This window comes from Streptomyces sp. NPDC048349 (genome assembly GCF_040651925.1).
In the GTDB taxonomy this organism is placed as follows: Bacteria; Actinomycetota; Actinomycetes; order Streptomycetales; family Streptomycetaceae; genus Streptomyces.
In genome coordinates, this window is record NZ_JBEZLA010000013.1 from 121,646 (window position 1) to 133,472 (window position 11,827).

The 11,827-nt window shown below is 71.1% G+C and carries 11 protein-coding genes; 4 read left to right on the plus strand and 7 right to left on the minus strand.

Annotated features, from left to right (window positions below; all coding sequences use genetic code 11):
• The first annotated feature begins 5 nt into the window (after positions 1–5).
• Together AB0D44_RS10565 and AB0D44_RS10570 are read left to right on the plus strand one after the other, a co-directional pair.
• A complete protein-coding gene (locus tag AB0D44_RS10565) occupies positions 6–992 on the plus strand; it encodes a DNA cytosine methyltransferase (protein ID WP_362587476.1) in 987 nt (328 codons plus the stop codon).
• A 103-nt stretch (positions 993–1,095) separates the two neighbouring features.
• Positions 1,096–2,325: a DNA cytosine methyltransferase gene (locus AB0D44_RS10570; RefSeq protein WP_362587511.1), complete on the plus strand. Its 1,230-nt coding sequence runs from the start codon at positions 1,096–1,098 to the stop codon at positions 2,323–2,325.
• Positions 2,326–2,347: 22 nt separating this feature from the next.
• On the opposite strand, the gene AB0D44_RS10575 is transcribed toward AB0D44_RS10570, so the two are convergent.
• From AB0D44_RS10575 to AB0D44_RS10600, 6 genes are all read right to left on the minus strand, one after another.
• A complete protein-coding gene (locus AB0D44_RS10575; RefSeq protein ID WP_362587479.1) occupies positions 2,348–3,298 on the minus strand; it encodes a DUF6339 family protein in 951 nt (316 codons plus the stop codon).
• Positions 3,295–4,278 carry a hypothetical protein gene (locus tag AB0D44_RS10580; protein ID WP_362587481.1) on the minus strand — a complete coding sequence of 328 codons (984 nt, stop codon included), beginning with the start codon at positions 4,276–4,278 and terminating at the stop codon, positions 3,295–3,297. Before AB0D44_RS10580 ends, AB0D44_RS10575 begins: the two co-directional genes overlap by 4 nt.
• Positions 4,275–6,368, minus strand: coding sequence for a helix-turn-helix transcriptional regulator (locus tag AB0D44_RS10585; RefSeq protein WP_362587483.1), 2,094 nt, complete (start codon positions 6,366–6,368; stop codon positions 4,275–4,277). Before AB0D44_RS10585 ends, AB0D44_RS10580 begins: the two co-directional genes overlap by 4 nt.
• Positions 6,369–6,447: 79 nt before the next feature.
• Positions 6,448–6,909 (minus strand): very short patch repair endonuclease, encoded by a 462-nt coding sequence (locus AB0D44_RS10590; RefSeq protein WP_362587485.1) that lies wholly within the window; start codon positions 6,907–6,909, stop codon positions 6,448–6,450.
• A 31-nt stretch (positions 6,910–6,940) separates the two neighbouring features.
• Complete coding sequence (locus AB0D44_RS10595) at positions 6,941–8,110, minus strand: hypothetical protein (RefSeq protein ID WP_362587488.1); 1,170 nt, start codon at positions 8,108–8,110, stop codon at positions 6,941–6,943.
• Positions 8,111–8,150: 40 nt separating this feature from the next.
• Complete coding sequence (locus AB0D44_RS10600) at positions 8,151–8,687, minus strand: GNAT family N-acetyltransferase (protein ID WP_362587491.1); 537 nt, start codon at positions 8,685–8,687, stop codon at positions 8,151–8,153.
• Positions 8,688–8,853: 166 nt separating this feature from the next.
• On the opposite strand from AB0D44_RS10600, the gene AB0D44_RS10605 reads away from it, so the two are divergent.
• Complete coding sequence (locus AB0D44_RS10605; protein ID WP_362587493.1) at positions 8,854–9,033, plus strand: hypothetical protein; 180 nt, start codon at positions 8,854–8,856, stop codon at positions 9,031–9,033.
• Positions 9,034–9,080: 47 nt separating this feature from the next.
• Entirely contained in the window at positions 9,081–9,380 is a 300-nt protein-coding gene (locus tag AB0D44_RS10610) for a hypothetical protein (RefSeq protein ID WP_362392311.1), read from the plus strand.
• 77 nt (positions 9,381–9,457) lie between these two features.
• On the opposite strand, the gene AB0D44_RS10615 is transcribed toward AB0D44_RS10610, so the two are convergent.
• The gene (locus tag AB0D44_RS10615) at positions 9,458–10,717 is read right to left on the minus strand and encodes a DUF445 domain-containing protein (protein ID WP_362587514.1); all 1,260 of its coding nucleotides are present in this window, start codon (positions 10,715–10,717) and stop codon (positions 9,458–9,460) included.
• Between the last annotated feature and the right edge of the window lie 1,110 nt (positions 10,718–11,827).

Here is an 11,827-nt window from a genome sequence, read left to right on the forward strand (position 1 = left end):
GCGGCATGAACACAGGCACGACGGGACGGTTTCGTTCCCTGGACATCTGCTCGGGCGCCGGTGGACTGGCACTGGGACTCGAGGAATCCGGCTTCGACCCGGTCCTCCTCCTGGACAATCGCGACGTCGCGTGCCGCACCCTGCGCGCCAACCGTCCTTCCTGGAATGTCCTCGAAGCAAGCCTGCTCGATTTCGACCCGTCCGAGCACACGGGATCCTATGACGTGGATCTCCTGTCTGCGGGCCTGCCGCGGGTGAAGGCGACAGCCACCGTCGCACGTCGGGACAGCGAGGCCGAACTCGAACTGCTCCGTGCCACGATGCTGCTGCTCCACGGCGTGCAGCCCCGAGCACTGCTCGTCGAGAACGTGCCCGACCTGGTGACGAAGCCGGCCTACGAGGCGATCCGTGCGTACGTCGCCGAGGAGCTGTCACACCTGGGCTATCGGCATACTTGGTTCGTTTTGAACGCAGCGGATTTCGGTGTCCCGCAAACACGTCGTCAGGGAATCCTTGTCGCGTTCAAGGGCAACGGGCTCGACGCCTTCGTCGAGCCGACTCCGACGACCGACCGCCACAGGACGGTCGGCGAGGCACTGCTGGAGTCGATGTCCGCCGACGGCTGGACCGAGGCGCGCAGGTGGGCGGCACAGGCCGACCAGCCCGCCCCCACCCTCGTCGGCGGTTCCTGGGAGCGTGGTGGAGCGGACCTGGGACCTACGGGGTCCAAGCGCGCATGGGCGCGCATCGGGGTCGATGGAGCGACAGTGGCGGATGCCGTCCCGGACGCGCATTTCCAGTGGGATCCGGCGCTCGGCCGGGCGGGCATGATGCCTCTGACCGTGGCCCAGGCCGCCTTGCTGCAGGGGTTCCCTCCGTCGTGGCGCATCGAGGGCCGCAAGACCGCGATGTACCGGCAGGTGGGCCATGCCTCGCCGCCTCCGGTCGGACGCGTCCTGGGCACTGCCATCGCCGCCGCACTGCGGTCCTGACGGACCTGGAGAGAGACGTAACGGGCCTCTGGCACGGTGACTACACTTGACCCTCATGAGCAGAAAGCAGCCCCAGCCGTCTCAACCTGGGCAGCTCCGCGTCATGGATCTGTTCGCCGGGGCTGGGGGCTTTTCCTCGGGATTCAGTCGGTACACCCCCACGGGGTCCGTGAGTCCGTTCACGTCCGTGGCCGCCGTCGAGTTCGACCGCGCCGCGGCGGCGACCTACGCGGCCAATTTCGGCAGCGCTCACGTCTTCGCCGGCGACATCGCGAGGTTCGATCCCACCCCCTTCAAGGGCCAGGTCGATGTGATCATGGGTGGGCCCCCCTGCCAGGGCTTCTCCGGGCTCGGCAAGGAGGATCCGACCGATCCTCGCAACGAGCTCTGGCAGGAGTACGTGCGTGTGGTGGCCAAGGTCCACCCCAAGGTGTTCGTCATCGAGAACGTCGATCGCTTCCTGAAGTCCCCGCAGTACAAGGAGTTGCTTTCGGCCTCCGTGACCCCCGGGCACCCGCTTCACGACTACACGGTGGTACCTGCCGTGATGAACGCGGCCGACTACGGGGTCCCTCAGGCGCGACGTCGCGTCATCGTCATCTGCACGCACAAGGACTTCGACCAGCCACTGCAGCACCCTGCGCCGACGCACCACAAGAACGGATACGAGACCGACGAGGCGCAGGACGCCCTCTTCGGTTCCGTTCCCGGCGCTCATCCCCTGCCGCGCTGGGTACCGGTTTCGAAGGTCTTCGACGTATCCGCGAAGCGCCCGATACTGGAGCGTATGCCCGATCCGCGCGATGAGGCGCATTCCGTCGGCACCGTCCCCGGGCACTACCTCACGACGGATCTCCATTTCGGCCGCAACCCGGAGGACCTTTCCCGCGCGCGATACATGGCGATTCCCGAGAACGGAAACCGGAAGAACCTCCGCGGTGTCAGCTACCGCATCGACCGGGCCGGCCGTATTCGCCTCTCCACCGAGAAGGACTACAGCCGACTGAAGGGGCAGGAGTTCTACCTCTCCACCGAGAGCTGGGACAACCACAATTCCGGATCCGGCGACGTCATGGGCCGCATGCGGAAGAATGCTCCCTCGGTGACGATCCGAACGGAGTTCTACAAGCCGGAAAAGGGGCGTTACCTGCACCCGACGGAGCACCGACCGATCACCCACTACGAGGCCGCGCTCATCCAGGGCTTTCCCGAGACCTTCAAGTGGTACGGAACCAAGATCGAGATTGCCCGCCAGATCGGCAATGCCGTGCCGGTCGGGCTCGGCAGGACGCTGGCGGCGGCCATCCACACCTTCCTGGCACGGCACAGCTGACCCAAACCGTCGGGCCGCCCCGTCAGAGGCGGTCCGACGATTTTGCCAGGCTCACTCCGGCCGACACCCGGGGCGTGGGAATGCCCTTCCCCCGCATCGAGCGGTCGCGCAGCGGCGCCTCGGCCAGCAACTGCTCGAACATCGGTACCAGTGCATCGACCGAGGTGCGGCTCACCTCACCGTCACCAGGGCCTTCCGGCAGCCGATCCCAGGGCGTCGCCGCCGAGTCCTCCGCCTCGTCGATCCAGTCCTGGAGCGCATCGGTGTCGGCCGGCCGGTCCGGGGCCAGCACGTCGTACACCAGGGTGCTGCCGGCAGTGTTCACGGCGGAGGAGAGGGCGTTGATCTGGTCCCCGGGTCGGGACACTCCCGCGGCAAGTTGCCGTTCGAGGACCTTCAGGATCGCGTGTGCGGTCGGCCGATGGTCGATGACGTCCAAGCGCATCGTGGTCTGCAATACGTCCTGCACACGGCAGGCGATCTCGACGGGCCGGTAGTCGGGCCCGTTACGGAACAACTCCGCAGCCCACCAGAGTCGCGAGAAGGCCTGCGTGTAATGCGGCCCACAGAAGCGGGCAGCCGTCGCTGAGCCCGGACCGCCGTCCGTGTCGGACCCTCGATGCCGCCAGGCAACGTAGTCGGGGGCGACGACCATGGCGATGAAGTTCCACAATCGGCTGTCCGCAGCCTCGGCCCGCGTCATGCGCAGGGTGGCATGCAGCCGTGGCGCGAACCAGCCGTCGGCAGCCGTGCGACGGTCCTCGAAACGTCGCATCGCCTCGTCGACCAGGACACGCACCGGTTCGGTCCGCCACCGGTGCGCATCGCCCAGCGTTTCGGCCGCCCTCCGGAGCGCGACCTGAGGCGGGCGCTCCTGGCCTGCCTGCACCGCCCGACCCAGATACTTGGCCACCGAGGCGTCGGTCAACAAGCCCAACAACGGCGGAAGGTCCCGGCCGTCGACTCTTTTCACCGGGTACCACCGGCCCCTTCGAGGTTCTGAACTGAGCGCACGGCGTTGGTCAGGTTCCTCGTCGCACGGCTTCGCCTCCCGGCTGCGAACTGCACCCCCGTCTGGATCTCGGCCCATCCGTAGCCCTTGGCGCGCCGTTCGGCGATCTCATAGAGAGCGTCGGCCGGTTGGCGACCCGGCAATACGTCCGGCAGCATGGACCGCAGCACTGACTCCCGCCATCCCTTCGGCAGTATCGGAGTTCCGTCCTCGTCCGTGTCCAGATCGCTGATGGCGGTATGGAACATCGCGGTCCAGGCATCCTGGGCAATCTGGGTGGCCGCAAGATCTCGCAGCATCCGCTCCGCCTGGCTGCCACCGGATCCACGGAGCGCTTCGATCAGGCCCTCGACGGCTCCGGTGTTGAGGTACACGGCCGGGACGTCCCCCGTGGTCTCGACGATCCAGGCAGACTCCTTGTAGGGCCGAAGCCACTCGTGCTCACCCTCCTTGAAGTCCACCTCGACGATCTCGATCTCTTGCTGCCTGGCAGGCGTCGAGGCCTTCAGATCGACGTACCAGTCCTGCGAGGCGGAGCCCACCAGCCGGCCTGCGACTCCTTCGACCGTCGCGACCACCAACACGCCCAGCGTGGCCCTGCGTAGGTACGCCACGCTGTCCAGCTCGATGGTTCCCTGCATCGTCCCGTCGGACGCCCGGGACAGGACCGTCGTCGTGCGGGCGTTGGTCGCCTTCTCCGAAAGGACGGCGAGGAACACCACGTCGGACCAAGGGCCCGATCGGAGCTCCGCCTCCGGGAAGGTCACGGAGAGCCGAAGCCGGGCCCGCTCCCACGCGCCACGCCCCGCCTGATGCAGAGCAACAGCCCGATCCGCGGCAGAGACCATCGCATAGGGGAGCTCTCGATTGTCCACCACCACGGACACGACTCTGAGCTCCACGTCTCCGAAGAGCGTCGGATAGGGGAAAACCGCCGTCACGCCGTACCTCCGCGAGCCTTCTGGACCTCCACCACGAGTCGGGCGAATCCACTGCGCACCGGGTGGGTGGCAGGGTCCGTGACTCCGTGGAACACGGCCCTGCGCACACCGGGCTCGACGACGAGGTCGCCCTCTTCCACCCGGCAGTCTTCTCCGGCTGCGAGAGTCGCCCACTCGACCACCGGTCGACCTCCCGAGCGCACATCGAACTTCGCGACCGGCGTGATGCGCCACGGGTCCTCGGCAAGGGGGAGCTTGACCTCCACGGTCACACTCCAGGCCCCGGATTCCTCCACGTGTGCCGTCACGCCACGGACAAGGGGAAATCCCTGAGTCCGCCGTGTCGGGCCGGTGTGCGCTTCCCAGGTGAGCAGCTCGCGGAGCGCCGCAGGGCCGCCCGTGCGCTTCGTCTCACGCCTGCCCACCAGAGCGCGCACGGCCTTGTCGACATCGCTGCGAAACTCCTTCAGGCGGCTGACGGCGCCACGCTCGTAGAGCGACGTCAGTTCCTCCGTCCGATCCCAACGGTCGTGCTCGGGTGGCTCAGAGGCGCGCAGGAATTCCTCTGCCAGGGCCACGTCGTCGCCGTCACGGTCCGTTGCATAGCCGGCCAACAACACTGCCTGGAACGGCATCGTCCCCAGGGGCAGTTCGCGCGGCCGATGCTCGGTAATGGTCATGCGGTTGCCGCGCATGCAAACGACCCGGCTGTGTCGCTCGTCGGAGTCGGCCGCCGGGGTGAGCAGTAGGACGGCCAGATGCTCCCGGCCCTTGTCCCGCGCCCTTCCCTTGCCTTTCAACGGCGTCACGATCAGGGGCACCTCGGCACGCGCCACCTGCTCCTCCGACGTCAGGCTGTCGACCGTCCGACCGTCGAGGTGGGCTTGGAGGGCGCGACTCAGGGCAGGGTGGCGGATGTAGGGATCGACTCGCTCCTCGGGCACGACGACTCCCCCGTCACGAAACGTGGACACGCGTGCCTCCAGCAGGGGGCCCGCCGCGGCACCCCCGATCATCGCCGCCCAAAAGCCGTCGGCAAGTGATCGCACCACTTTGTCGTGGAGGTCACGCAGCTCCTCTGCGTCACCGGAGGCGTCGTGGGCTCCGACCACCAGGAAGGATGTGCCGGGCTCGGCGGTGTGCCGCTCGAGGTGCAGGCTCCGCGCCGTCTCCTCGTCAGCCCACCACGACCGCGACACGTCCTTGTGGTCCGGGTCCGTATCCGGCTCGCCGAACCAGGCCGGGCCGGCGAAGGCCTCGCCTCCGACCTGTCGCCACGGCAGGTCGAGCCGTCCGATGACGCGGCGTTCGGTCCTCCCCTCGTGCGGCTCGGAGAGCGTGGAGTTGATGAGCACGAGACCGAACCGGCTGGCGGCCCACAACGTTGCCTTGCCCAGCCCGTAGGAGCCGCCCGCACGACCTCCGGACTGTTTGTGACTGTCGAGCTGACGTCGGACGACCGCGGCGAAACGGCCGTCGTGGTACTCGGGCCCGGTGAGCCCGTTGGCGTTGAAGTCGTCAACCCGCAGCAGCAGCAGCGAGTTCTTCGCCTCCAGTTCGTCCAACGCGGCCCGCAGACTCTTCGACACCTTCTGCTCCGCAGAGGCAGCCCGGTCGTAATGCGGGCGCAGCTCGTCCCATTGGAGTGCAGCCAGGAACGAGGAAAGGTGCTTTCCCGTCAATTCGTGCAGGGTGTAGTGCACTCGAACCGGAGCGTTGACATCGAGTCGCTCGTCAAGGGCGTTCTGAGTGGCCTCCCTGGCCAGAACGGCCACGTCCGCGTCGAAAGCAAAGGCAGCGGCGTTGCCGTACTCCCGCCCGCCGTCGGCATGGGCGGTTCGGTGATGCCATCGCAATGGTCGATTCATCGATATGTCGCTCGTGCGGCTTTCTACCAGGTCGGGATCGGTGCCGAACACCTCGGCCAGCGAGCGTTTGGTCTCCTCTCGCGGCTCCGCTCGCCCGTTCACCCAGGCGGAGACAGCCGCGCGGGTCAACCCGAGGCGGGCAGCCAGGTCGGACTGCGACATCTCCTTGCGGCTCAACTGCCGTGCGAGCCAAGGGCCGAAGTCCTCACCTCGGTGGTCCATGCCTGCCCTCCGCTGTTCGGCCCGCCCCGGCGTACGTAGCGATCACACTAACAGGGCTTATTTGACACGGAGAGAGTTGTCAAATATTCGACAGGGGACCTTGCACTCGGGTCTTGAGGCCTGCGCTCGCGCGGCGACTCGTGACGATCTCCAGCACGCGTTCTGCCGCCTCGTCCGGCCGCTCGTGCTCCCAGACCCGCACGGCCAGCCATCCCGCCTCGGCCAGTCGCGCGTCGGTGTCCATGTCCCGACGCCGATTCCCCTCGATCTTGGCGCGCCAGAACTCGGCGTTGTTCTTCGGCCACGTGGCGTGCTGAGGACAGCAGTGCCAGAAACAACCGTCCACGAATACCGCCACTCGCGCGGGACCGAACACGATATCGGCTTCGCGCCTCACGCCCTTCACCGGCTTCCTGTGAATTCGGTACCGGGCGCCCTTGGCGTGCAGCGCCTTGCGCAACGCCAGCTCGACACGGGTGTCGCGGCTCTTCTGGCGGCTCATTCGAGTACGCACGGTCGCTGTCGTTACCAGTTTCTCCACCCGACCATTGTGAACCGGAAGGGCGCGGCACTCAGAACGGAAGCGGCAGTTGTTGGTGGCCGCGGGCTTGGGCTGTGGGTGGGGTGGGGCGGGGGGTGGTCAGGGTGAGGAGGGTGCGGAGGGCCGCGAGGACTTCCGTGGGGGTGTCGCGGAGTATCGATGGGGTGGCGCTGACCACCAGGATGCCGTGGGACTCCAGGCGCAAGCGGCGGCGGAGGGTGGCGTGCCAGGCGTCGCGGGTGTAGTGGTACTCCGCGGAGTCGATCTCCAGGGCCACGCCCTCGTCGGGCCAGTAGGCGTCCGGGGTGGCCAGGAAGGTGCCGTCGGGGGTGTAGAGGCGGGCGTTCCACAGGGGAGTGGGGAGGTCCGTCGCGGTGAGGACGTCGCGGGCCTGGGCCTCGGCGATCGAGCGGACCCCGGCGAGGAGTTCGCCCGCGGCGGCGCGGATCGCGGGGCGGGTGAGGAGGCGGGCGGCGCGGAGTTCGGCGTGCAGGTCCTGGGGGTGGCACCAGCCGGCCTGGACGACGTGGGCGAGGGTCGAGCGGATGCGGTCGGCGTCGGCCTCGGCGTCCACGGCGCGGGCGGCGAAGTCGGCCGCAGCGCGGACCGGGCGGGTGCTGGGGATGCCGCCGACCGTGATCGTGCGCGGCCAGCGGGAGGTGGCGAGCGGGCGGACCTGCGGGGTGCCGGTGAGTCGGCGCGGGGCGCGGATCAGGACGTCCGCCGGGGTGGTCGGGCCGTACGGGGCCTCGCGGATGCCGAGGAGGGCGAGCGCTGCGGCGCCGGTGAGGGCGGCCGTGTCGCCGGACAGGGGGTCCGCGGCGGGTTCGGCGGCGTACAGGACGGCGGCGAGGGCGCGTTGGCGCTGGTCCGGGGGCCCGGTCTGGAGGAGGTACACCCGGGGCAGTAAGCGCTGCCAGGGGCCGCCGGGGCGGGTCCGGGAGGTGATCGTGCCGTCGGGCACGCCGGCCGCGGTGAGTTGGTGCCGCGTGGCCAGGTTGAGCTGGCGGCGGGGTGCGGGGGTCCCGCGGGGCGCGGGAGTCCCACGGGGTGCAGGAGTCCCACGGGGGGTGCGGGCGGGTGGTTCGCGGCGTACCGGGGTACCCGGCGACACCGCCGAGGTCCCGTGCTGCTTGGTCAGGGGGAGCGGGTCGGGCTGGGTGGGGGGTGTGGGTGTGGGTGTGGGCGTGGGTGTGATCATGGGGCCGGTATGCCCCGGCGGGATGTGGGGGACACGTCCCTCAGTGGTCGGGGTGGTCCGGGGAGAGGAAGACGATCACGCCCGTCTCCTTGCCCGGGCGGGCCGGGACCTCGTGCCAGCCGAGGCGGCGGTACGTGGCCACGGTATCGGTGGCCCGGCGGGAGGTCAGCAGCCAGGCGCGCCGGTCGGGGGCGTCGGCGGTGATCTCGGTGAGCAGGGCCCGGCCGGTGCCGCGGCCGCGGGCGTACGGACGTACGGCGAGTTCGTCTATCTCCAGCGCGCCGGTCAGGAGCTCCCGCACCCGCTCCGGACCCAGCTGGTCCCGGACCTGCGCGTACGCGCGGTTCCGGGGGAAGGCGGCCGGCGTGATCCAGCCCGTGGCGAAGCCGTCGATGCCGACACGGGACTGGGAGAGGGCCGTACGGAAGCCGGGGCGCCGGGCGTCGACCGGGAGGCGGGCGGCGAACTGGCGAATGGTTTCTTCGTCCTCGTTCCAGGGCGGTCCGGAGAAGACGTCGGCGTAGGCGTCGACCAGTTCGTCCGCGAGGTCGAGGACGGCCTGTCCGTAGCAGATCACGATGTCCTGGCTCCTGAGTGAGGTGGGATTTTTCCCTTTGGGTGGGGAGAGTGAATGTATGCCCTTCCGGTTCCCCCCGGCGCACATCGCACGGATCCGGCGAGTGTGCGACAAATCCCCTCACCGCCCTCCGTGTCGGCAGGGGCCGCGCCCGCGTTGAGCAGCCGTGGACAGACTGCTTCGGGCGGCCGGCCGGTGCGCGCTCGCCTTTCTTCTCGTCCTGGGCGTCGTGGCGCTGCTGCCGCGCGCCGTACGGGACGCTGTGCCGGACGCCCTGATCGGCGGAGCGGTGGTCGTGGTGGTGTGGGTGCTGGGCGCCCGTCGGATCGCGGGGCGGCCGCGTTAGCCTCGTAGGACTGACGGCAGATGGCAGACGATCCATAGGAGTTCGAGATGGCGCGGGTACCGAGTTCCGTGGTGGCGGCCGCCGGGCTGGTCGGCGGCTACGCCGTGGCCCGGTGGACCAAGAAGCGGCCCCTGGGCGGCGTCGTCCTCGGCGCCGCCGGGCTCGCCGCCGGACGCGAGTGGCACCGCCGGGGCGGCGCGCCCGCGGCGGCCGGGCTCGGGGCGCTGTACCTGGCCGGCTTCGCGGGCGCGCACCCGCTGGCCAAGAAGGTCGGCGCGTGGCCGGCCGTCTTCGGGGCCGCCGGGGTCGTGGCCGCCGCGTCCTGGGCCGTCGCCGACCGCGGCTGAGGCCCGGGAGCGTAGGCGCGGCGGCGCGGCGGCGCGGCAGCGCGGCGGTGCGTAGGCGCGGCGGTACGTAGGCGCGCCTACGCGCCGAACGCGCGCGACACCGTGTAGATCAGCAGGCCCGCCAGGGCGCCGACCACCGTGCCGTTGATGCGGATGAACTGCAGGTCCCGTCCGATGTGCGCCTCGATCTTGCGGGACGTGTGCTCCGCGTCCCAGGCCGCCACCGTGTCCGTGATCAGGGAGGTGATCTCGGTCCGGTAGTTGGTGACGACGTAGACGACCGCACCCTCGATCCAGCCCTCCACCTTGTCCTGCAGCCGGCCGTCCGTGGCCAGCCGCGCCCCCAGGGACATCAGCGAGGAACGGACCCGGAGCCGAAGCTCGCTGTGTTCGTCCTCCGCCGCCGAGATGATCATCGACCGGATCGCGGTCCAGGCGGAGGCGATCACGTCCTGGACCTCGCCGCGCTCCAGCAGCTCGGACTTCAGACGCTCCACCCGGGCCTGGGTCTCCGTGTCCGACTGCAGGTCGGCCGCGAAGTCCGTCAGGAACCGGTCCACCGCCCCGCGCGCCGGGTGCTCGGGCATGTCGCGCATCTCCGTGACGAAGCGGAGCAGTTCCTTGTACACGCGGTCGCCGACCTTGCGGTCCACGAACCGCGGGGTCCAGCCGGGTGCCCCGCCCTGGACGGCGTCCATCACCGACTGGCCGTGCGTGACCAGCCAGTCGTGGGCCTTGGCGCACACGAGGTCGACGGCGCGGTGGTGACCGCCGTCCGCGACGACCCGTTCCAGGGTCTTGCCGATGCCCGGCGCGATCTCGGCCGTCTCGGCGCGCCGGGTGATGGCCTCGCCCACGACGGCCTGGACGTCGGCGTCGCGCAGGACGGTCAGTGCTCCGCGCAGGGCGGTGGCCAGCTCCGCGGTGACCCGGTCGGCGTGCGCGGGCTCCGCCAGCCAGGCGCCGAGGCGGCCGCCGATGCCGAGGGAGTGCAGGCGGGCCTTGACCACGTCGGAGGAGAGGAAGTTCTCGCCGACGAACTCCCCGAGGGAGATCCCGAGCTGGTCCTTCTTGGTCGGGATGATCGCCGTGTGCGGGATGGGCAGGCCGAGGGGGCGCCGGAACAGAGCGGTGACGGCGAACCAGTCCGCTAGTGCGCCGACCATGCCGGCCTCGGCCGCGGCCGCGACGTAGCCGGCCCAGCCGCCGGCGCCCCAGGCGTGCTGGGCGTACTTGGCCAGTACGTAGATGAGCGCGACTAGGATCAGCAGGCCGGTCGCGGTGGTCTTCATCCGGCGGACGCCGCGACGGCGCTCCTCGTCGGCGGCGCTGAACACGAACCCGCCGCGGGTGGGTGGGGGCGGGGGCGGTGCCGCCGCGCCCGTCGCCGCGCGGGGCGGCGGGGGCGGCGGGGCGGCACCTCCGGTGGTGGTGCGGTGGTCCACGTGGTCCTGCCTTCCCCCGGGGGCGCCGGTTTTGTCTGCATAGCATCCGACTACTGGGAGGCCCGAGGAGTTCCCGGCACGCCGTTTCGCTCCCGCGAGGGGTGGCCGTCGTCCTGGGCCCGGCTCACGGCCGGGAGCCTGCGCGAGGCTGGCCCGGGCCGCGGCGGATCACCGGGCCCGACCGCCGGGTCCGGCCGCCGGGGTCCGGCCGCCGCGGCCCGGCCGCCCGGTCCGCCCGCCCGGTCCGCCCGCCGGGTCCGGCCGCCGGGGCCGGGCCGCCGGGGCCGAGCCGCCGGGGCCGAGCCGCCGCGGCCCGGCCGCCCGGTCTGCCCGCCGGCCAGACCGCCGGGTCCGCCCGCCCGGTCCGCCCGCCGGCCCGCCCGCCGGGTCCGGCCGCCGGGTCCGATCCGGGTGCCGGGTGCCGTGTGCCCGGTGGCCCGGGTCCGGCCACCGCGCCGGGTCCGGTCAGCGGATCCGGCCGCCGGGTGCCCCGGGCTCCCGGGTCCGGCCGCCCCGCCGCGCCACCGCGCCGCGCCGCCGCACCGGGTCCGGTCCTCGGCGACCGCGCCCGCGATCCCGGAGCCACCCGCCCGGCCCGGTTGCCGGCCACTAGGTCCGGCAACCAGGTCGGCCCAGCGCGCCGGTCGTCCGGCTAGCCCCGTCGGGGCTCCCGGGCCCTGCTTTGGGGGCCGGGAGGCCGTCCCGGCCGTCGCCCCGGGCCGCCGCCGGGTCCGGTCCGCCCCCCCGCCGGGTCCGATCCGGCTGCCGGGTGCCCGGGGCTACCGGGTCCGGCCGCCGCGCCGGGCCGTCGCGCCCGGCCGTCCCCCAGGCCGCCGCCGGGTCCGGGCCGTCCGCGCCGCCGGATCCGGTCCGGCGGGGCGGCGCCGGGGCCGCCGGGGCGGCCGCCGCGGCAGACTGCTCCGCAGCCGCGCCCCCGACTCCTCCCCGTCGCTGTCCAGAACGTCAAAGTTAAACCTCAAGTTTTGTACACATCCATGACGT